Annotated in this window: 20 protein-coding genes; 9 read left to right on the forward strand and 11 right to left on the reverse strand. The window is 58.6% G+C overall.

Annotated elements, in window-relative coordinates:
* Positions 1–171: 171 nt before the first annotated feature.
* The 5 genes from BLQ12_RS14050 to BLQ12_RS14070 all read left to right on the forward strand — a co-directional run bounded on the left by BLQ12_RS14050 (position 172) and on the right by BLQ12_RS14070 (position 6,891).
* Positions 172–639, forward strand: coding sequence for a hypothetical protein (locus BLQ12_RS14050; RefSeq protein ID WP_092211299.1), 468 nt, complete (start codon positions 172–174; stop codon positions 637–639).
* A gap of 119 nt (positions 640–758) precedes the next feature.
* On the forward strand, positions 759–1,253 hold the full coding sequence (locus BLQ12_RS14055; RefSeq protein ID WP_092211300.1) for a MarR family winged helix-turn-helix transcriptional regulator: 495 nt from the start codon (positions 759–761) through the stop codon (positions 1,251–1,253).
* A 514-nt stretch (positions 1,254–1,767) separates the two neighbouring features.
* The gene (locus BLQ12_RS14060; protein WP_092211301.1) at positions 1,768–4,521 is read left to right on the forward strand and encodes an efflux RND transporter permease subunit; all 2,754 of its coding nucleotides are present in this window, start codon (positions 1,768–1,770) and stop codon (positions 4,519–4,521) included.
* A 298-nt stretch (positions 4,522–4,819) separates the two neighbouring features.
* Positions 4,820–5,668, forward strand: coding sequence for an outer membrane lipoprotein-sorting protein (locus BLQ12_RS14065; protein ID WP_092211302.1), 849 nt, complete (start codon positions 4,820–4,822; stop codon positions 5,666–5,668).
* Entirely contained in the window at positions 5,665–6,891 is a 1,227-nt protein-coding gene (locus BLQ12_RS14070) for a DUF1302 domain-containing protein (RefSeq protein WP_092211303.1), read from the forward strand. The genes BLQ12_RS14065 and BLQ12_RS14070 overlap by 4 nt, the downstream gene beginning before the upstream one ends.
* A 258-nt stretch (positions 6,892–7,149) precedes the next feature.
* On the opposite strand, the gene gcvA is transcribed toward BLQ12_RS14070, so the two are convergent.
* Positions 7,150–8,046, reverse strand: coding sequence for a transcriptional regulator GcvA (gene gcvA / locus BLQ12_RS14075; protein ID WP_092211304.1), 897 nt, complete (start codon positions 8,044–8,046; stop codon positions 7,150–7,152).
* Positions 8,047–8,629: 583 nt separating this feature from the next.
* Between gcvA and BLQ12_RS14080 the strand changes: the two genes are divergently transcribed.
* Both BLQ12_RS14080 and BLQ12_RS14085 read left to right on the forward strand, forming a co-directional pair.
* Positions 8,630–9,097 (forward strand): superoxide dismutase [Ni], encoded by a 468-nt coding sequence (locus BLQ12_RS14080; protein WP_092211305.1) that lies wholly within the window; start codon positions 8,630–8,632, stop codon positions 9,095–9,097.
* 286 nt (positions 9,098–9,383) lie between these two features.
* On the forward strand, positions 9,384–10,250 hold the full coding sequence (locus BLQ12_RS14085; RefSeq protein ID WP_092211306.1) for a protein phosphatase 2C domain-containing protein: 867 nt from the start codon (positions 9,384–9,386) through the stop codon (positions 10,248–10,250).
* A gap of 11 nt (positions 10,251–10,261) precedes the next feature.
* Here the strand turns inward: BLQ12_RS14085 and BLQ12_RS14090 are convergent, their stop codons facing one another.
* The gene (locus BLQ12_RS14090) at positions 10,262–11,527 is read right to left on the reverse strand and encodes a glycosyltransferase family 4 protein (protein ID WP_092211307.1); all 1,266 of its coding nucleotides are present in this window, start codon (positions 11,525–11,527) and stop codon (positions 10,262–10,264) included.
* A 151-nt stretch (positions 11,528–11,678) separates the two neighbouring features.
* Here BLQ12_RS14090 and BLQ12_RS14095 point away from each other — a divergent pair, with 151 nt between their 5' ends.
* Positions 11,679–12,281 carry a transposase gene (locus tag BLQ12_RS14095; RefSeq protein ID WP_175469794.1) on the forward strand — a complete coding sequence of 201 codons (603 nt, stop codon included), beginning with the start codon at positions 11,679–11,681 and terminating at the stop codon, positions 12,279–12,281.
* A 467-nt stretch (positions 12,282–12,748) separates the two neighbouring features.
* Here BLQ12_RS14095 and BLQ12_RS14100 read toward each other — a convergent pair whose 3' ends face one another.
* The 7 genes from BLQ12_RS14100 to BLQ12_RS14130 all read right to left on the reverse strand — a co-directional run bounded on the left by BLQ12_RS14100 (position 12,749) and on the right by BLQ12_RS14130 (position 19,674).
* Complete coding sequence (locus tag BLQ12_RS14100; RefSeq protein WP_092211309.1) at positions 12,749–13,843, reverse strand: SO_0444 family Cu/Zn efflux transporter; 1,095 nt, start codon at positions 13,841–13,843, stop codon at positions 12,749–12,751.
* 89 nt (positions 13,844–13,932) lie between these two features.
* Entirely contained in the window at positions 13,933–14,289 is a 357-nt protein-coding gene (locus BLQ12_RS14105) for an ArsR/SmtB family transcription factor (protein ID WP_092211310.1), read from the reverse strand.
* A gap of 106 nt (positions 14,290–14,395) precedes the next feature.
* Positions 14,396–14,857 (reverse strand): GNAT family N-acetyltransferase, encoded by a 462-nt coding sequence (locus BLQ12_RS14110; RefSeq protein ID WP_092211311.1) that lies wholly within the window; start codon positions 14,855–14,857, stop codon positions 14,396–14,398.
* A gap of 4 nt (positions 14,858–14,861) precedes the next feature.
* Entirely contained in the window at positions 14,862–16,466 is a 1,605-nt protein-coding gene (locus tag BLQ12_RS14115; RefSeq protein WP_092211312.1) for an RNA-binding domain-containing protein, read from the reverse strand.
* 102 nt (positions 16,467–16,568) lie between these two features.
* Positions 16,569–17,165 (reverse strand): N-acetylmuramoyl-L-alanine amidase, encoded by a 597-nt coding sequence (locus BLQ12_RS14120; RefSeq protein ID WP_092211313.1) that lies wholly within the window; start codon positions 17,163–17,165, stop codon positions 16,569–16,571.
* Between the two features lie 28 nt (positions 17,166–17,193).
* A complete protein-coding gene (locus BLQ12_RS14125; RefSeq protein WP_092211314.1) occupies positions 17,194–18,516 on the reverse strand; it encodes an acyl-CoA dehydrogenase family protein in 1,323 nt (440 codons plus the stop codon).
* 258 nt (positions 18,517–18,774) lie between these two features.
* Positions 18,775–19,674, reverse strand: coding sequence for a LysR family transcriptional regulator (locus BLQ12_RS14130; protein ID WP_175469796.1), 900 nt, complete (start codon positions 19,672–19,674; stop codon positions 18,775–18,777).
* A gap of 208 nt (positions 19,675–19,882) precedes the next feature.
* Between BLQ12_RS14130 and BLQ12_RS14135 the strand changes: the two genes are divergently transcribed.
* Positions 19,883–20,362, forward strand: a complete 480-nt coding sequence (locus BLQ12_RS14135) for a PACE efflux transporter (RefSeq protein ID WP_092211316.1) — start codon at positions 19,883–19,885, stop codon at positions 20,360–20,362.
* A 34-nt stretch (positions 20,363–20,396) separates the two neighbouring features.
* Here BLQ12_RS14135 and BLQ12_RS14140 read toward each other — a convergent pair whose 3' ends face one another.
* Together BLQ12_RS14140 and BLQ12_RS14145 are read right to left on the reverse strand one after the other, a co-directional pair.
* Entirely contained in the window at positions 20,397–20,705 is a 309-nt protein-coding gene (locus BLQ12_RS14140) for a hypothetical protein (RefSeq protein ID WP_092211317.1), read from the reverse strand.
* Between the two features lie 372 nt (positions 20,706–21,077).
* Entirely contained in the window at positions 21,078–21,713 is a 636-nt protein-coding gene (locus tag BLQ12_RS14145; RefSeq protein WP_175469797.1) for a TetR/AcrR family transcriptional regulator, read from the reverse strand.
* Positions 21,714–21,716: the final 3 nt, after the last annotated feature.

Raw genomic sequence — 21,716 nt, forward strand, 5'->3', positions numbered from 1 at the left:
AAAGGGCGCCCCGGCGGCCGGGGGCACCAATCCGATGAACTTTAAGGACAAAACGGTGGCCCTCACCGGATGAGCCCACGGAATTCACCTTCCGTCACCGATTCACATTGCAGGGAATAGAGCGCTGGAGTATGGTAAGAAAATACCCCCTGAACAACCAAGGAGTGCATCATGGATATTCAAATCGGCATCGGCATCGGCCCGATACATTTCGGCCAGGAAGAAGAGAGCGTGACCGAACACCTGGGCCTTCCCGAATCCCGGGAATACATCGAATTCGAAGATGCCCTGGGAGACGGCACGAAAGTCCTTGGATACTATGGGGACGGCCTCGTCTTCAATTTTGACTCCGACGACGACTTCCGGCTCTCCACCATCGCCATCCGCGAGCCGGGGCACACCCTCTTCGGCACCGACCTCTTCGGCCTGAACAAGCTGCAGGTCCTTACCCACCTTGCCGGGCATATCGACGAAGAGCCCCAGGAAGAGGTCCACACCGAAGACGACGCACCGGATTACCTGCTGGTGGAATACGTGGACCAGAGCCTCTTTCTCTGGTTTGACGCCGACACCCTGGTTGAGATTGAAATCGGCTACAGGTTCGACAATGATGAGCCCGTCTGGCCGAAGAAGGCTTAAGCCGTAAGCAGGCCCTTCCCCTCACCGAGGGGTACAAGGCCCCCCCGACAAAAAAGCGGCGTGAGGATCCTCCGCTTTTTTTCTTGACAAAAATAGTTAAGCACCTTTACCATTGCCCCATGAAACAAAAAGAAGCCCCCATAAAAAACCTGATACAGAAAATCACCCAGGTCCTGCACAAATACGAGCGCATGGAAAAGCTGCCCCTTGTCATCACCATCGACGGGGGCGACCCCTTGACCGTCTCCACCAAAGAGGTCCACACCATTGAGGTCATCGGCAACCACCAGGAAATCAACATCACCGATGTGGCCGGTCACTTCGGCATCACCAAAAGCGGGGCATCCCAGATGGTTTCAAAACTCGAAAAAAAGGGCTTTGTGGAACGCCGGCAATCGGCTCACTCCAACAAGGAGTACTGGCTCTACCTGACCCAAACCGGATGGGCCGCCTACCACACCCATGAACGAATGCACGGGGAGGAGCGGGTTGACCTTTTCGAGCACCTCTCCGAGTTCCCGGTTTCCGAACTGGATAAAACCGCGCAGATCCTTGGAGCCTTGGAAAAAACCCTGGATGCCCGACTGGAACAGGCGGATTTAAAAAAAGCGTAACAAGGTAGCCTTCTTAGGTAAAAGTCAGATAAACCACAGAGTCACAGGCTCAGAAAAAACAAAAGCAATGCCTCCGGCGGCGAAGGCGCTTTCCCCCTCGTTCCTTGGGGAAAATCACATTCGCCTTTGATTTTGGATGGCCTGAATCTGTTTTTAAACCCGCTTTTCATCAATCAGGCAAACGTTTATCCCCGGCAAGGCCGCCGGAGGCATAAACCGGACAGGTGTGATTTTTGCAAGAAAATAGTTAAGCATATTAACTAATAAGCACCCGTTTCGTCACGAAAAAAGCCAGACACAAAATAAATGGTCACATCCGCCGTTGATGCTGCTGTGATTTACACCATGAACGGGGGTTAAACACCTTGCGCCCGGGCAGGACCGGCATCTCTGCTCCCTGCCTTGACGCTAAAATAGTTAAGTGGGTTAATCTTTTTATCGCATACCCATCACGCAGCCCCCCTGCCGGGCTGTCCCCAACGAAAACCCTTCACCCAAGGATTTGGAGATCCCCATGAACGGATTGAAACGATTCCTGATCAACGCGGCCATTATCCACGCCAAAAGGGTGGCCCTGCTCATCCTGGCAGCCACCCTTGCGGCGGCGGCCTTTTTCCCCCGGGTGGTCATGGACACCGACCCGGAAAACATGCTGAAGACCACCGAGCCGGCGCGTCTTTTCAACGATGAGACAAAAAAAAACTTCACCCTGAGTGAAATCGTCATCGTGGGCATCGTCAACGAAGAAGACCCCGACGGCGTCTTCAACCCCGAAACCCTGTCCAAGATCCATACCCTCACCCGGTTCGCTTCCACCCTCAGGTGGCCCGATGCATCGGACCCGTCAAAAACCCACGGAGTCATCGCCGCCGAGGTTGTGGCTCCCTCCCTGGTGGATCACATGAGCCAGGACGCACCGGGCTCCCTTCGCTTTGACTGGTTGATGCCCGAGCCCCCCAAGACCCGGGAAGCAGCGCGGAGCATCCGGGACAAGGCCCTTTCCAACCCCCTCATCAAGGGCCGCATGGTCTCTGAAGACGGACGCGCCGTCAGCCTCTACCTGCCCCTCACCGAAAAACTCATCAGCTACAAGGTCTACACGGCGCTCCGGGAAAAAATCGCCGAGCTCAACACCTCCCCGCAGGGCGATGTCTTCCACATCACCGGCCTGCCTGTGGCTGAGGGTGCCGTGGGCGTTGAGATGTTCACCCAGATGAGCACGGCCTCCCCCCTTGCCATGGTGGTCATCCTGGGCCTTCTGGCCCTTTTCTTCCGGAAATGGGAGCTCATCATCCTTCCCATGATCATCGCCACCGTCTCCATTGTCATCACCATGGGCCTGATGATCGGCGCAGGGTATCCCGTCCATATCCTGAGCTCCATGCTGCCCATCTTCCTGATGTCCATTGCCATGGTGGACTCGGTGCACGTGTTGTCCGAATTCTTCGACACGTACACCCCCAGGGCCGGCCGGGCCGACACCATCCGTTCCGTCATGGAGACCCTGTTTGCCCCCATGCTCTACACGTCCCTCACCACGGCAGCCGGATTTTTGTCCCTGACCCTGGCGCCCATCCCCCCTGCAAAGGTCTTCGGCGGATTTCTCTGCATCGGGGTGATGGTGGCCTGGCTGCTCACGGTCCTCTTTGTCCCGGCCTACGTCATGATGATCCCGGAAAGACGCCTTGAATCCTTCGGCCACAGACACCAGTCCGGCCAGAAGGTTAAGGGACTGGCACGCCTCCTTTCGGCCCTGGGCCGCTTCACCTTTGCCCACGCCAAGGTCATCCTGGCCGGTTTCTGCCTGGTGGTGGCCATTTCCATCTGGGGCATCACCCGCATCCAGGTCAACGACAACTACGCCAAACGATTCGACACCAGCCACCCCATCCGCCAGGCGGACACCGCCTTGAACCGTCACTTTTCGGGCACCTACACCGCCTACCTGGTTCTGAGCAACACCCGGGACGAGGTTCTCAACCAGCAGGATATCCAGGAGCTGATGCGCCGGTTGGCCCACTTTGCCGATGCACACGAGAATCCCCTTGTCCGATCCCTGGCAACCCAGATGGGGCCGAAACTCTCGGCATTGGGTCATGGGGGTCCGTCCGCCACCGAGCTGGCCGAGGGCATCGCCCAATCCATCGAGAAGGCATCGTCCACCGCCGATGACGCCCAATACGATGCCTGGCTCGACATCCAGACCTTTCTCGAAGTCGAACTCCAGAACCACGCCATTTTCAAACGGCCGGACCTCCTGGCCTATGTGGCGAACCTCCAGGCCGCCATGGACGCTGAACCGTATATCGGAAAAACGGAGTCTGCCGCCGACGTGGTCCGCAAGGTCAACCAGGAGCTCACCACCGGCAAACCAGAGGACTTCACCCTCCCGGACAGCCTTCCCAAGGTGGCCGAATGCTACCTGCAATTCCAGCAGAGCCATCGGCCCAACGACCTGTGGCACCTGGTCACACCGGACTACAAAAACGCCATCATCAACCTGCACTTCAACTGCGGGGACAGCATGGCAACCCGCAAAGCCGTGGAGGCGGTCAACGCCTACACAGCCATCCATCCGCCCCCCGTGCCCCTCTCCTTTAAATGGGCCGGCCTGCACTACATCAACCGCGTCCTGGAGATCAAGCTGGTGGGGGGCTTCCTTCGCTCCTTTGCCGGCAGTTTTCTCATGGTGCTGATCATGATGGCCGTTCTCTTCCGGTCCCCCTTGTGGGCAATGCTCTGCATGGTCCCGCTGGCCATTACCCTGCCCCTGATCTACGGCGCCACCGGCCTGATGGGCAAAGACTACGACCTGCCCATTGCCGTGATGAGTGCCCTGTCCATCGGCATGGCCGTGGACTTTGCCATCCATTTCCTGGAACGCAGCCGAAAGGCCGTGGCCCTCACCGGCAGCTGGGAGTCGGCCCTGCCCATGGTCTTCGGCGAACCCGCCCGGGCCATCAGCCGCAACGTCCTGGTCGTCGCCTTCGGCTTTTTGCCCCTGCTCGTGGCCTCCCTGGTGCCCTACAAAACCACCGGAGCCATGCTCTTTGCCATCATGGCAGCCTCGGGCCTCATCACCCTGGTGGTCCTGCCTGCGATCCTCACCGTCTGGGAAAACCGATTCTTCCCCGAAAAAAAACCGCGCCTCCGGCGGCCAGGGGATGATCCCCTGGACCCCAGATTCGCAAATGCTCCCGGCCTTCGTTCCTCAGGCCGATCACATTCGCAGACGGGCTTTGCCCGCAGACAACAAGAAAGGCTCTAAGGAGGGAAAAACCAATGCTCAAATCACAGCGGCATTTTTTGTAAAATTGTCTGTTTGTTTTTTACGTGAGCCCTACCTATTCCGTTCACCTCCGGCGGGTCGCTTTTTCAATGAATACAGCGTTAAAGGCAAATGTGATTTTCCCTGAGGAACGAAGGGGAAAGCGCATTTACAACCTGCTTTCAAGGTGGCACACCTTGCCGCCGGAGGCTTTCTTACATGCACTTTCACCATAGAAGGCATCTTTAACAAGAGGCCCTTCGCCCTTTGTTACCCCAACCCCATGCAAGGAGACACCATGAACACACACAGAACCACCATCCCGGCCTATTGCCTGGCCCTTTGGATACTGGTCCTTGTCATTCCCTTCGGCCCGGTCTTCGCATCCGGTCTCACCGACGCCGATGAAATCATCCGGCGGGCAAACCATGCCGCCCTCTACCCCGGAGACGACAACAGCGCAAGCGTCCGTATGGTCATCACGGACAAACTCGGCCGAACCCGGAAACGGGCCTTCAACACCCTGAGAAAAAACCACCCCGCCGGCAACGGGGATCAGTTCTACCTCATCTACTTCAAGTCCCCGGCCGACGTCCGCAAGATGACCTTTATGGTGCACAAACACGACAGCCCGGCCAAGGACGACGACCGGTGGCTCTACCTGCCCAACCTGGACCTTGTCAAACGCATCGCAGCCGGTGACAAGCGGACCAGCTTTGCAGGCTCCGACTTTCTCTACGAAGATATCTCCGGGCGGAACATCCACGAGGACCACCACGTCCTAAGGGAGGTTACCCACCGGTATTATGTCATCGACAACATCCCCGTGCGCCCGGAGAGCGTCTCCTTTTCCCACTACACCGCCACCATCGACAAAGAGACCTTCCTGCCCGTCAAGCAGGAATTCTTCGACAAGACAGGTGCCGTCACCCGGGTCATCGAGGCCACCGAAGTGGAGGCCATCCCTGCCGTGGAAAACGGACAGGAACGGCACTACCCCGTTGTCACCTGCTCTGTGGCGACGAACCTTGAGTCCGGCAGTGTCACGGAAATGAGGGTCTCCGGCATCCGGTTCAACACCGGGGTGTCCGACACCGTCTTTTCGGAACGGTACCTGCGCCGCCCCCCGAGGAGACTCCTGAAATGAAGGAGATCTGTCGCACCGCACTATTAGCCCTTCTCTTTCTCTGCCAGGCCGGTGCAGCCCGCGGGGAACACGCCCTGCCGGCCTGGCTCCAACCCGTGGAGATCCACGGGTACGCGGAGACTCGCGTGGGCTGGCGGCCGGAAAAGGGCCCGGAAGAGACAGGATGGTCCCCTGTTGAAGCCCGTTTTCAAGGGGACCTTTCGGCCATGTACGATGGGTTTGAGCTGAAGCTGAAAGGGGATATCTGGGCGGATGGGGTCACCGATAAAGTGGAGGATGATCTGCGGGAAGCCTGGGTTTTCACACGGGTGGGCGAGTACACCGACCTGACGGTGGGACGCCAGGTCCTCACCTGGGGCACCGGGGACCTGGTCTTTCTCAACGACCTCTTTCCCAAGGACTGGCAGGCGTTTTTCATCGGGCGGGACGGCGATTACCTCAAGGCCCCGTCCGATGCGGCAAAGGTGAGCCTGTTCACCCCCCTGGCCGGTGTCGACCTGGTCTATACCCCCCGGTTTGACCCGGACCGGTACACGGACGGCACCTATATTTTGCCTGGGAACAGCGGCCCAACGGACACCCCGGACCGCTGGTTCAGGGACGACGAAATCGCCCTTCGGATCCATCGGACCGTAAAAAACTATGAAATCGCAGCCTACGGTTACAAAGGATTCTGGAAACAGCCCTCTGGCACCACGCCCCAGGGCACGGCTCTCTTCCCGGCCCTTGAGGTGTACGGGGCAAGCGCTCGGGGCCAGCTTGGCCAGGGCATCGCAAACCTGGAGGTGGCCTGGTATCGATCCTTAGACGACCTCTCAGGCACCGATCCCCTGGTCAACAACTCCGAAAGACGCTACCTCATCGGTTACGCCCGGGACCTGGCCCACGAGCTGACGGTGAGCCTCCAGTATTACGTGGAAGAACTCCTCGACCACGGGGCATACGCCCGCGATCCGGAGGCCACCCGCGACCACCGGCGCCAGGTGATCACCTGCAGCCTGGAGCAGCTGCTCTTCAACCAAAACCTGAGCCTCGGCTTCTCCGGCTACTGGTCGCCCACGGATGAAGACGCCTACCTCCGGCCCCTGATCGTGTACAAGGCATCGGACCGGGTGCAGCTCACGGCCGGGGCCAATGTGTTCACCGGACGCCATAACACCACGTTTTTCGGGCAATTCGAAGACAACACCAACATCTACGCCTCGATTCGATGTGCCTATTGAAAAACCGGGTAAGGGCCAGCGCAAAAACAACAAAAAAAGCAAAAACATGCCTCCGGCGGCAAGGTGTGCCACCTTGAAAGCAAGTTGCGAATGCGCTTTCCCCTTCGTTCCTCGGGGAAAATCACATTCGCCTTTCATTCAGAGTATGTTGAGAAAATCTTGTCAGACATCTGTTTGTCAAACTTTTCGAAAGTTTGGCCCCCGGCAGGACCGCCGGAGGCTCTGTCCTTATGATGAGCTGAATGGTTACAAAAGGAATCAAATCGGGTTCTGCCCTTGAAGCTCTGCGGTGATCCAGCTCTTGAAGGCCAGCACCTTGGCATCCCGGACTTTGATCTCCGGGGTGAGGAACCAGTACGAAACCGGGGAGATCACCCCCACCTTGAAGGGCACCACCAGGGTCCCGGCTTCGATGTGGTCATAAATCTGAAGGGTGCTGCCCAGGGCCACGCCCTGACCATTGGCAGCGGCCTGGATAGCCATGTAGAGCAGGTTGAAGGTGGGCCCCTGCCGCATCTCGGCCAGGTTCATCCCCACGCTTTCGAGCCACATGGGCCACAGGCAGAGCTCGCTGTTCCTGAGGAGAAGGTGGTGCTTCAGGTTCCGGATGGTTGTCAGGCCGTGGGGCCCTTCCAGGAGCTCCGGACTGCAGACGGCATAGACCCTGCCGTGGGAGAGCTTGGTGCAGTGGACCCCCGGCCAGGGGCCGGCGCCATACCGGATGGCCACATCCACGTCCTCCTTGCCGAACTCCGTGCGGATGGGGGTGGCGTTGATTTTCAGATCGATGTCGGGGTACTCCCGGCAGAACAGGTGAAACCGTGAGAGCAGCCACTGATTGGCAAAGCTGGGGGAGACGTTCACAGACAACACACCCCGGGCGTCTTTCCGAGAGAGAGAGGCCGTGGAAATCCTGATCTTATCCAGTGCCTCGGTGACGGACGGCAGGTAGTCGGCGCCGGCCTGGGTCAGGCTCAGGGACTGATGTCCCCGCCGAAAAAGGGGAAGTTCCAGAAAATCTTCAAGTTTCCGGATCTGCTGGCTCACCGCGCCCTGGGTGATGCAGAGCTCCCCGGCAGCGGTGGTGAAACTCAGGTGCTTGGCCACCGTTTCAAAAACAACCAGGGCGTTTAAAGGGGGTAGATTCTGTGTCATTAGTTTTTCTAATAGGCGGTTAAGTATTTATGGTTTGTCAATTTTCGGCCCGGAGGCTATCACTGTTGTCACTCCAACATGTAACGGCGCCTGCCGGCTCCAGCCATCCTGTTGCCGGCCAGCGTAAAGAACAGATTGATTCTCCTCCTAAGTAGATTTCTGGCCGCCGGCAACGCCGGCGGCGGCCAGGAATTTCCTTCTTCCGCCACCTCAGTTCCACGCATTTTTCCCATTGCAGACTCTCGGTTCCTCCAGAAGGGACACCTGACGACACCATACACCAGGAAACGACTCGGGTAAAAAAGTATTCACAGGTTGCGACCATTCTACCAGACCGTCCACTGCAAGGTGGTTCACTGCGCCTCAGCTGTGATATAGTAAGGACCTGGAAAAACATCGCTGGCACCCATTGCCGCCCATCTTCCCAGCGCCACAAAACTGTTGCCCCTTACCGTCCAGGCGGCCTCTCTCTGCACCCCCCTTTTTCCAATCAGCCGTGCCTCACCCAACCGGGCGTACCACGCCCTCCACCGTGAGAGCCCATCCCCTCTCCGGGTTCTCCCCAAGCTTACAGGAGACAACCATGAAACGATCCTTTTTCGGCCTGTTCCTGGCATGGGCCGTGCTCCTTTCAACACCCACCGCCGCCCTCGCCCATTGCGAAATCCCCTGCGGTATCTACAACGATGAGATGCGCTTTGAAATGATTTTGGAGCACATCAAAACCATCGAAAAAAGCATGAATGCCATCAACGACCTCTCCCTGGCCGATAAGGGCAACACCAACCAGGTTGTCAGATGGGTCTCAAACAAGGAGCGACACGCCGAAGAAATCCAGGAGATCGCGACCCAGTATTTCCTTGCCCAGCGGGTCAAGATCCCAAAGGGTACCAAAGGGATGAAGGACTACGTGGAGAGCCTGAAATACATTCATCAGCTGGTTGTCTTCGCCATGAAGGCCAAACAATCCACGGATATTAAACACGTCAAGGCCCTGCAGGAGACCACGGAAGCGTACCGGGCACTCTATCGTAAAATGACGGGTCACTGATCACATCCGGGGCGTTCTTCCTGAAAGAACGCCCCCCTGCCCCATGCGGTCGCCTGAAAAGCAGGCGCACGCCCATCGATCTTATCAATCCATCCCCGAAAACCATCGATATTACCAATTTGACCCATGTATTGCCGGATTATATAAAATCGTTTCTGAAGGCATACCGACCGTTTAAAACCTGTTTGTCAAATTTTTCAAAAACTTGACCCCGGGCAGGGCTGCCGAAGGCTTTTTTTAACTGAGTGTTTGCTTCTTTTATTTTATCACCAAACCAGGATACTCGATGCAGCGACCAGGCAAGTGCACCACACACACCGTAGAGGCTGAGACCATCCACGACCAGGGAACCGGCGCCATGAACGAAGACGCCGTGCGGGTCAACGGCACCCTCTTCGGGGTCTTTGACGGCGCCACGAGCCTTAACGGAAAAACCTTCGACAGCGGCGCGACCGGGGGATACCTGGCCGCCACCACCGCCGGCGACATCTTTAGCAGAAACGACGGGCCCCTGATGGACCTGGCCCACAGGGCCAACGCCGCCATTCGCTGCATGATGCTTGAAAACGGAGTGGATGTGACCTGTAAAGAGAACCTCTGGAGCACCAGCGCAGCCGTGGGCAGAATCGAAGGAGACAGATTCCACTGGGTTCAATCCGGGGACAGCCCCATCCTGGCAATCTATGAAGACGGCTCCTGCGACCTGCTGGCCACGGGGGACGACCACGACCTGGAGACCCTGAAGCTGTGGAAAGAAACCGCAGCCAGCCGGACCGGTTCCATCCTGGATGAGCTCAAGGACCAGATACGCAAGGTGCGCTCCGGCATGAACATCACCTACGGGGTCATGAACGGCGAGGCACAGGCCATGGACTTTCTCAACCACGGCAGTGTGAGCCTTGAAGGCATCAAGCACATCCTCCTGTTCACCGACGGCCTGTTCATCCCCCGGGAAGACCCCGAGGCAGGCATGGATTTTAAAACGCTGGTCTCTCTCTTCCTGGCCGGAGGCCTACAGGCCGTAAAGCACCATGTACGGTCCGTGGAACACACCGACCCCGGGTGCCGAAGGTACCCCAGGTTCAAAACCCATGACGACATGGCGGCCATCGCCCTCTCCTTTTCCTCAACTGGGCGACGTGCCGCCGCCTGATCCCCAGACCGTCACCCCAAACGCATCCCGCCTGCACTGCCGCCACCGGCCTGTCCGCCTTCCGTCACCTTGTCATACACCCCTTGGATACGCTCAAAGACCCCTGCCCAGGTAAACGGGGCAAGGATCCTGCTGGCCGAGGCCACATCAATCTCCGGGCTATCCATGGCCGAGAGAATCTGATCCTTAAGGGCCCCTGCCAGCATCACCTCCAGTTGGGGTTCATCGGCCCCATGGGGCTCGTCCGCCGATTTAAGGGAAGGCAGGTCCACGAGGCGGACACATCCCGCCGGAGCCTCTCCCAAGACCTCCCGTACCCCCGGCAGCGAGGTGGCCACGATGCGGCATCCCGAGGCAAGGGCTTCCAAAAGCACCAGGGGAAGGCCCTCAAAAAAAGAAGGGAGGACAAAAAGGTGGGATCGTGCCATCAAGGCCGCCAGGGCATCGTGATCGAGCATGCCGTGGAACACCACCCGCCCCTTCAAGGGTTCGGCCAGGTCCCGGCACAGGCCCAGTTCCGTGCCGGTGCTGCTGCCGGCCAGGTGAAGCCGCCAGGGAAGGTCCGTAAGCAAGGACAGGGCCCTCAAAAGCCAGGGCACCCCTTTGGCGCGGCTGAGTTTTCCCGCAAAGAGGATCTCCACGGGGGGTGGGGCGCTTTTCCCTGCCGGGGCAAAGCGCGCATCGTCGTAACCGCCCCCCACCACATGGATGCGCGCCCCAGGAATCCCATACACAGAGGCAATCTCCCGGGCCTGGGCGCGGGTCAGGGCCATGACGCCGTCGATACGGCTGCATGCAGGCTGCACCCGCTCCCCCAGGTGGGGGCACGTCTTGAACTGCCGGAGGTCGGTGCCGTGGCAGCTGGTGACCATGGGGATACCCGGAAAAAGCTCCCGCGCAAGGGCGCTCACCACCCAAAGGTGATGGCTGTGGATGAGATCCGGGGAAAAGGCCTCCACGGCCCGGGCCAGGGCCTCGGAAAAGGTGGTCTCATAGGCGTCCACCTCCCGGGGGCACAAGGCTGAAAACCGGCGGCTCCTGTAGGGCATCACATCGCTCATCCCCACAACGGGAAACGGAAGATCGCCCCCCTCAAACCGGACAAAGGCACACTGCTTCGGGTCAATGCCCGCAAGCTCCGGCGCGTCTTTCTCAGGGATCCCGGAGAGAAAATAATTGTCATGCCCCCGCTTTTCGGCCTCGCGAATGACCGCCTGGACATACATCCCGCTACCGGTGAGCTCAGGGCGCTGACTGATCAGATGCAAAATTTTCATGCGTCCCTTTCCATTTCAAAAACCCGATGACTCGGCTACATGTTTCCGATACCTTAAAAAAGCACACCCCGACACGGGGGGCACGCTCCATAAGAGTCATACCCCGGGCCACCGGTTCAACGCCAGACCAATTCCAACGAAGGAGACACCAATGACAGGCCATGGAAACACCGCATCACCCCACCACGTCATCCAGCGCGGCGTTGACGGACAACCCCTCTTCTTCTCCGACGACGATTACGCCGACTACATCCGCATCATTGCCGAGGCCTGCAGGCAACGCAACGTCCGCGTCTGGGGTTACTGCCTCATGCCCGACCACATCCACCTCATCGCCGTCACCGAAGAGCCCGCCACCCTCGACGCCTGCCTCCACGAGGCAACCCTTGGCTACACCGCCTGCCTTGCCCAGCGAAACGCACCGGTCGTGCCCAGTTTCAAGGAGAGACCGGCACGGCACGCCCTTGACGAAACCTACCTGATCCGCTGCGCACGCTACGTGGAGATCAATCCCGTCAAACGCAACTACGTCCGTGTCCCCGAGGCATGGGCCTTCAGCAGCGCCGCCGCCCACATCAGCGGAAAAGACGACGCCCTGGTCACCGTGGCCCCGCTGCTGGATCGCGTCCGGAAAAACTGGTCTGACTTTCTCGCCACCCCCATCCCCAGCGAAGAGGCCGACCTCTTCTACGCCCACGAACAAAGCGGCAAGCCCATGGTTCGCAAGCCTTCCGATTCCACGTTGACGCAGTGAACATGTTTTAAATTTAAAAGGGAAAAACGAAAGCAATGCCTCCGGTGGCAAGGTGCGGGCACCTTGAAACCCTATGGCGAATGCATGAAGGCAACTATTATGCGATCGTTCTCGGGGCATTCGCGTGATGTATGGCATGTTGCAACTGTTTTTGCAGGAGAGGCCCATTTCACCCTTCTGGAAACACGATGAAGGGCGTTTGGGATTCGCTTGACTTTAACCAGAATAGCTCCGGCGGCAAGGTGTGCCACCTTGAAAGCAAATGGCGAATGCGCTTTCCCCTTCGCTCCTCAGGGAAAATCACATTCGCTATCGATTTTGATTGCTCTGAACCTGTTTTTTAAAGCCTGTTTAGTAAACCCGTCGATCTAAGATCAGGCAAAAGTTTAGCCCCCGGCAGGGCCGCCGGAGGCACGTTTTCCCCCACATGAACCATAGAAACCCGGGAGCAGTCGCGCACCGGAGGGTTACCCGCACTCACACGCCGGGTCGGAGCACGACCCGTGACCGCCCCTACCGAAAAGAACGAGCCCGAAGAGAACCAGGGCGCTGACCGTGCCGATCAGGGTGCGCCCGGCATGTTCGGCACCTGCCTGCCAGCCGGCGGTGAGGCCGGTCATGGAGTAGACGGCGTCCACGGCAAAGCCCAGGATAAAGGAGGAGACCATGATTCCTACAAGGTAAAGAATCATGGATTTTTTCCCCAGGATGCCGGTGATGACGGAAAGGGCCGCGGCATTGGTGGCGGGCCCTGCCAGGAGAAAAACCAGGGCGGCGCCGGGGTTCAGCCCTTTGAGAACCAGGGCGGCGGCGATGGGGGTAGAGGCCGTGGCACACACGTAAAGGGGGGTACCGATGACCAGCATCACCAGCATGGCCACCAGGTGGTTGCCGAGGTAGGCATCCACAAGCTCCGGCGACACAAAGACGGTGATGAAGCCTGCGATAACCACGCCCACAAAGAACCATCCGGAGATATCGGTAAACAGGTCGCCGAAGGAGAACCGCATGCCCATGCGCAGGCGCTCCATGATCGTAGGCTTGCTGGCCGGTGCGGAACACCCGCACCCGCAGGAGGAGGGCTCATCCCCGGCCGGAGCCATGGTAAAGACCTCCATGGGGGCCGGGACGGGCGCCACTTTTTTCACGTCCGGATCCAGGCTGCGCACCAGCTGACCGGTGACCATGGCCGTCAAAAAGGCGGAGAGGGGACGCAGAAGAGCCATCAACGGGTCCAGAAGGGCCCAGGTCACGGCAATGGAGTCCACGCCGGTTTCCGGTGTGGAGATCAAAAAAGAGGTGGTGGCCCCTTTGCTGGCCCCCTGCTTGCGAAGGCCAGCGGCAGCCGGCAGCACCCCGCAGCTGCAAAGGGGGATGGGCACCCCGAAGAGTGATGCTTTCAGAAGGCTTGCCCCGTTCTCCCGTCCGAGGTGACGCGCCACAAAATCATCCGGGATAAAGGCCTTGAGAAGGCCCGCGATAAAAAAGCCAAACAGCATGTAGGGTGCTGAAAGACACAGGACATTCCAGCTTTCCGCGAGAATCCGTTCCAGTAATATCATATCGTTTCCTTTGGCTCATGTGTGACCACATGTTCACATGTTGTATCAAAAAAAAGCGGGAGAGCCCTCCCGCGATCAGCCTGTCCCAACTATTCATTCACGTGCTGAAGCCCCTGTTCAAAAAGGGTCTGCACATGCATGTCGTCCAGGCTGTAAATAGCATTCTTTCCGTCCTTGCGGTACTTGACCAGCTTGTGGGAACGAAGCACCCGAAGCTGGTGGCTCACGGCCGATGAACTCATGTCCAGAATATCCGCCAGGGCGCACACGCAGAGTTCCGAAAAGGAGAGGGCATGGAGGATCCGTACCCTTGTGGAGTCGCCCAGGGCCTTGAAGAGCTCCGCAAGGTGAAACAGGGTCTCATCCGGTTCCATCCTGGTTCTGACTTCATCTGCGACTTCCGGGTTCATGCACTCGATCTGGCAGGTATCGGGTCTGTTGTCCATTGAAACTCCTTACACTTGAATATATGCTCACATATTCCAATACGCAACCCCTGTCAACAAAATCCGGGATTACCCTGTGAAAATATCTAAAAAAACGCCCTGACGTTTACGCCGAAGCCGGCAGCTGGTCCAACTGAATGTTGCGGGGATAAAACCCCAGGCGGCGGTAAAATGCAAGGGCAGCGTCGTTGCCGTACACAACCGAAAGGGACCTCCGGGTCACCTTTTTTTCATCCATCCAGGCAAGCCCCCGGCGGGCCAGGGCCTCTCCCAGGCCGCAGCCCCTGAAGTCCTCCTCCACATAGAGGGAGTCCACCTCCCCCGTCCCGGAAGGCGAAATCGTGCAGACGCAGTACCCCACGTCCCGGCCGCTCCGGACGGCCAGGTCCACCCGCACCTCTCCGCCATGGCACAGGATATCGGCGGTTCGGTCGACAAAGGTGCGCCCCGCCAGAAACTCCGAGAAATGGACCGAATGGGCCGCATGATGAGTTTTAAGTTTCTCCCACAACGGCCCCACCCGCCCCAGGAGCTCTTCGCCGCCGGTGTCAAATCCCACCTTGCTCATCTCACTACTTCCCGGCCCCTAAGTATTTCAACATCTGGCGCATGGTCAGGCTCAGGCTGGAGGGCCCGCTGCGCACATAAAACGACTCATCCTTCTTGTTCAGAAGAAACACGGGCCGATCCGCCCGTTCACATTCGATGACCAGCACGGTGTGGCCGTCGATGGTGCCGATGGACAGGTGAAGGTACTGGGTGAACTCCAGGCCGATGTGCTGGTTCATGAGATTCCGAAAGTGCAGCCGGCATTTGTCCTCGCTTTCAAACCCGTCCGGGGCCGTGCCCACGATCTCCCCGTCATCGTTGACGCCGATGGCAATGATCCCTCCGGCCGTGTTCATAAAGGCCACCACGGTTTTCAACCAGGCGATTTCGATGTTTTTGTCGTTTTTGTCCGTCTTGAGGTTCATGCGCATGGTGGACTTGAACTCCAGGGAGGAGCCTTCACCCCGGGCAATCAGACGCCGCACGTCGTCTTCAAAATGCGCGTCCCGGATCACCTGGTTCGGCATGTCCCGGAGCTGGTGCCTGTATTTCCAGGTGAGGAACCCGGCCATCACAAAGCCCGCCCCCAGGATGATCAGCCCGATGAGCAGGATTCCCCACCGCCGCTCCAAAACCTTCTGCAGGAAGTCGGATTGCGGCACCACCACACCAATCCAGAACTCCCTGGTGTCTGCGGTGATGGGCTGTACCCCCGCCCAGTAGGTCCGGCCTTCGATAGTAAAGGTAAAGGCATCTGTGGGCTTGCCCTTGGCATGCCAGGCACCCATGGCCTGACGGACATCCGGGGCCTCCACCTCGGTGTGGTCCAGGTAAAACTGATGGGTTTCGGTACGTTTTTCGCTGCTCACCGGATGGTAGACCGAGGCATCGCCGTCAAAGAGAAACGCCGTGCCGTTGGGCCCGACGTTGGTTTCGGAAATCCGGTTGAACAAATCGTTGACGGACACATCAAGGGCCAGCACGGAGGTGAGGGGGTCCTTCTCCTCCGAGGTCCAGGCCATGATCGCCGATAACCCGGGGAGATCTATGTAGTCCAGCATGTAGGGGGGAAGCCAGGTGACATCGGCCTGGTTGCCCGAGGTAAGGGAAAGGCCTTTCTTGTACCAGAACCGCTGGGTCACATCGTAGGGTTTTTCTTCCACCCGGGTGTCGATGAGCTGGCCGTTCACCCACTGCTTCCAGGTGGTGACCCCGGGTCGCTTCGGGGTGACGGTCCGGGTGATCCAGATATTTTCATTGGCCGTCAGCAGGTAGGAACGGCCGTCGGTGTCTCCGAACTTCACCGCCGCCGCCTGGGGCATGTTCTCCATCATGGGAATTAGCTTGGCGGTGATGGAGGCAATGTCGTCCATCTGCCAGATCCCTGCGACTCCCCACTTTTGTATCAGGAGCGCATTGTTCCGCACCGGCTCGTAAAACTGAAAAATGGCATCGGATGTGGCCCGCAGGTTCTGGCGGATATGCTCCTGGGCGATGTCGTTGCGTATGTTGGCCCCCTGGATGAGGGTCACCGCCGTGATGGCCCCGGTGGTCAACAGGATCACCACAATCAGGTCGCGCAACAGCCTTTGCCGTGTCCCGGCGGGGTTGAGCAGTGTTTTTATCATTGAAAACCTTTCGTCTCTCAGCTGGCATGCAAAAAAGAGGCAGTATGCCACAAAAACCCAAGAGTCTAAACCTCTGACCGGCCTGGATCTCGGACGTTGTGGCTACACATGCCCTTCCACGCATCGCACGATGGCCCTCTCGTGATAGTCAACGATTCGTTGCCGTCCCTCGACGGACATCAGGAGCTGCCGGCACTCCTCTTCATTGTCCATAAAAAAATTTTCCGTAAGAACGGCGGGCATGGCGGTGTTCCTCAGCACAAAAAAATTCCTGTCCTTGTCATACTCCCCGTCCCTTAAATCAGCACGCAGGGGCTTTTCGGGAAATTCCCGAACAAACTCTTGGCCAAAACAGTGGGCCGCCGCATCACTTTGTGTGGTCCCTTTGGACGTGAACACCTCAAAGCCGGAGCCGCCCCCTGCGTTGGCGTGCACGCTCACAAAAAGAGACGGCCGGCCTTTGTAGCGGTTTGCCCTGTTGACCCGGGTCCGCAGGGTGACGTCCCGCTGCTCGGGAGCAATGAGGACATAGGGGATATGTCTCCGGCTCAGCCGCTCGGACAGCCCGTTGACAATCCACCGATTGAACTCCCCTTCAAAGAGCTGGCTCCCGTCGCTCCATTTGGGGGACCGCTTCCCCGGGGTCTGGTAAACGCCATCGATCACACCGCCATGACCTGCATCCAACAAGATCAACATGAAAATATCTTCCTTTGTCTAAAAACCTTTACGTGCACTCTTTAAAGGCAGATGCCGGGAAAAAACAATACGGACAGGCCTCCGGAGGCTCGTCTCCCTCATGGACGTACCCGCAGACGCGGCACCGGAAGGCTTTCCCGCCCTGATCCCCCATGGGATCTGAGTCGCGCCGGACCGGAAGCTCCTCCATGGATGGCATGGCCGGCTTGTAACCGGACAGCAGCCAGCCCGAGACAATAAGGCGCTGGATTTCACTGGTGCCTTCGTAAATCCGCAACAGACGGATGTCCCGCATGAATTTCTCCACGGGGAACATCTTGGTGTACCCGTAGCCACCCAGGATCTGCATGGCCTCGTCCACAACCTCCCAGGCAGCTTCCGTGGCATAAAATTTGGCGATGGAGGCTGCAATGGTGGGATCTTTTCCCTCATCGGCCTTCCAGGCGGCTTTCCAGGTCAGGAGACGGGCCGTCTCCACCTTCTGGTACATCTCGGCGAGTTTGAACTGCACGGCCTGGAAGCCGGAGAGGGGGGAACCGAAGGCACGCCGCTTCTTGGCGTAATCCAGGGCGAACTCCATGGCGGAACGGGCAGCGCCCACGGCAAAGGCACCGATCATGGGCCGGGTGCGGGAAAAGGTCTTCATGGCCAGGACAAAGCCCTTGCCCGGTTCGGCCAGCACGTTGGTCTTGGGGACCTTGACCTCCTCAAAACGGACCCCCACGGTGTTGGAACACCGCTGCCCCATCTTGGGAATGGGCTTGCCCACGGTGATCCCCTTGCACCGCATGTCCACGAGCAGGGCACAGATTCCCTCGTGGCCTGCCTTTGGATCCACCGTGGCAAAAACCGACATGAAATCGCAGGCTCCCCCGTTGGTGATCCAGTACTTGGTGCCGGTAAGAAGGTAGTGATCCCCGGCGTCCGTTGCCCGGCACTTGATGGCCGACACATCCGATCCCATGGTGGGCTCCGAGGTGGCAAAGCTCACCCGGGAGCCCTCCACCAGCACCTGGGCGAAAATCTTCTTTTTTAAGGCTTCGTTGTCGGAGAGAATCAAGGGTTCCAGGCCCAGGGAGCTGTCGAAAATACTGGTGGCAATGCCGGGACAGGCCGCGGCCAGCTCCTCGGTGACAATGGCCGCGTCCACAAGCCCATAGCCACGCCCTCCGTAGCTTGAGGGGATATCGGCGTTCATGAACCCGGCGTCCAGGGCCTTTTCCAGCACCTTCACCGGCATCTCATCTTGTTCATCATAATACCAGGCCACGGGCAGCACGTGGTCCATGGCAAACCGCCGGGCACGCTCACGAAGCGCCAGTTGAGCGTCTGTCAGATGAAAATTGAGCATGAATCGCCTCCTGTCATGGGTTGGGGAAAGGGAGCTTTTTTATGATCAATCACGTCCTTGGGTACGTGTTTTTTTCATGACACTGTAGGGTACTGCGCCCACGCCGCGTGCAGGAAAAGCGGCGTCACTCCGGCAACAAAGGGGGGGAAACGGTCAAGAAGTAAGGTGCCGGTAAAAGTGGAAAAAGTATACCACAGGGAAGATACCCTGTGCAAAGACGGGGACAAGGGGCCGTGAAAAAAGGCGACAGCCCGCCTGTCAGGTTGGAGGAAGGGACCGTGTTAGAATCCCGGAAAGGGACTCGGCCAGCCACTCTGCGGCAGGGGTCAGGGGCCGCCCCTTTTCCCAGATAAAGTAAATGTCGCTCTGGAAACAGGACCCTGCAAAGCCAACGGGCAACGCCACAAGGCGCCCGACCCGGACATCTTCGGCCACCTGGTGCCGGGCAAGGGCGGCCCACCCATGGCCCCGCAGGACAAGTTCCCTGATCACGTGGCTGCTCTCGCATTGCCAGATCCGCCGACCGAACCGATAGGCCTCGGGCTCCCTCTCCCCCTTCCGGCTCACCGTCACCAGCTGCCTGTGGGGAGCCAGGTCCCGGGGAGAGACCTTTTTGAGGGCGGCCAGGGGATGGTGGGGAGCGGCCATCACCGAAAACCCCATGCGCCCCAGAAGGCGCCAGTCACAATCATCCGAAGGGATCCCCAGGGGCAGCTCTATGCCTGCGTCAACCCGGCCCGAGGAGACCATCTCACCCACGTCCCCCATCACGCCGGTGAGGATCTCCACGTCGGTGTCGGGAAAGTGCCCGGAAAAACCCTCCAGCAGATCCGCCAGGATCGATGAGGGCAGCAGCTCGTCCACGGCCAGGCGGATCATGGGCTCAACGCCCCCTGCCAGGCGATCGGCATGGTCTGAAAAGGCCCGGCAACGCTCACGGATCTCCCGGGCTTCCCGCAGGAGCCGCTCCCCTGCAGAAGTCAGTACCGGGTACTTTCCCGACCGATCGAAAAGGGGCACCCCCAGATCAATCTCCAGGTTGGCAATGGCCGTGCTCACGCGGCTCTGGGCCTTGCCCAGGCGACGCGCCGCCGCCGAAAACGAACCGGTCTCCACCGCAGCGACGAACGCATCCAGATACTCCAGGCTGAATCCCATGGTGACTCCTTTAAAACGAAAAAAACGGGTACCTGCTTCAGCGGCATGCATGGTGGCTTGTACATTTTTTTTCTCTGATTCCTTAATCGCGCCAACCTATCCGCATATCGGATGGTATCAAACTTTTACCCAACCGAAAACACGATTATAAAGCAGGGAAAGCGGTCAAACCATTTCACCTTAAACAGGCCGAGGCCAAGGAAACACAATGAACACCACCATGCGAACAACAAGGGATCGACTCCGTCACGCCCTTCTCTTTGAAATCACCCTGCTCATGATCTGCGTCCCTCTCCTCTCCTGGGTCATGCACGCCCCCTTAGAAAAAATGGGCGCCTTGAGCATCACCATGAGCCTGATGGCCATGGCCTGGAATTACATCTACAACATCCTCTTCGACCACGCCCTGCTCCGGGCGGGCATGCCGCTTTACCCGCGAAGCATGGCCCTGAGGACAGCCCACGCCATGCTCTTTGAGGCCGGGCTCATGTGTGCCACCATCCCCTTGGTCATGTGGTGGCTTCACCTCTCATTTTACAAGGCCCTGATGCTTGATCTGGCTTTTCTGGTGATGGTGCCCATTTACACGATACTTTACAACGGGCTCTATGATCGGATGTTTCCGGTGGGAGGACTCCCTGCAGACCGCAAGGGGATGGAAGGAAAGCCGGCAGGGGCAGGAAACTGAGTCCACCCACGCACCGACAACTATTTCAGGTGGGTTATTTCCAGAACTCCCACCACTTTTTTTCAGGATAAAACGTCCGCTCCATGTCGATGCGGGAGTCGTCATAGGCCACGTCAAGCTCCCAGAGGGTGTGCAAAGAGACCTTCTGGGGGTTCTCCGGCGGATTCAGGGTCCGGGCCTTCAGCTCTCCGTCATGCCAGATGCGTGAGATGGCCTGGAGTTCTGCCTGCCGGGGACTGTCTGCTTTGATGATCATGTTCTGGAAAAAACCCTGTCGTACGGTTTTTCCATCCACCGCCATCAGATAATTGCTGCCGTTCATCAGCAAACGGTACTTTTTCATCGTCACTCGTCAGTTGTATCGGGTTACGGAGCATGGGCAGGGAAAGTCAAACAAACACCCACAAAGGATGCAAGGCCGCTGGCCACGAAGACAAACCGGACGGTTTGCCGCTGAAATGGCTTGCGTGATAAATGGCGACCCATTGCTCATGTGCCCGATTCCCCACCAAAGGAAATGGGTACATAGCACAAGATGGCTTTTCAGAGAAGAAAAAAAAGGTGGTATCACCAGCCGTTACCATCTACGGAGAACACCGGTTGCCAAACGTCTTCACATTCCTCTCGGATGAGGGGCAGTCTCCTTTGCCTAAATTGACATAGACAGAAAACACCCCCTGCACCCGAAGGCCTTTGCCTTCCTTTGCCAGAAAGCTCACCGAGCGCCCCGGGTCAACTCAACCCCCGGGGCAAGGAAGGGAACCAGAACCCCCATCACCGCATACTCAAGGGTGGTCAGGGCCCAGGCCCGGGGGTGCGTCTCCGGCGCCAGGAACCACCGCTGCCCCACCCCCTGGTAGATGGCGGAGATGGACCGGGCCACCGGCTCTGGATCCATGCCGATAAAAAGGCCCTGGTCCATGCCCTCTTGAAGGGTTCCCGTCAGAAGCGCCACACAGCCCTCCACCCATCCGGCAAAAAGCGGCCGGTACTCGGGATGGTGCATGGCCTGGTACATGAAGTCGGCAATGAGGGGGTAGCCGGTGCCCACCTCCTCCCGCTCCCTGTCAAACAGCAGGTGAATGCGGGCAAGGCGGGCAAAGACCGACGGCTCCCGGTCGAGCTCCCGGGACACCGCCTCAAAGACAGACTCAAAGTGGGCGGTGAACGCCGCCTTGATCAGGGACTCTTTGGAGGAAAAGTAGTAGGCGATGCCTCCTTTTGAGAGGCCGGAACGTCGTGCGATATCGTCCATGCGAACATTGGTGCTGCCTTTATCGGCAATGGTGCGCACGGCGGCATCGAGGATCTGGGACTTACGAATCGCTTCCAGCTCAGACAGGTGGGCCATGGG

This window comes from Desulfoluna spongiiphila (genome assembly GCF_900101345.1).
Taxonomy (GTDB): domain Bacteria; phylum Desulfobacterota; class Desulfobacteria; order Desulfobacterales; family Desulfolunaceae; genus Desulfoluna; species Desulfoluna spongiiphila.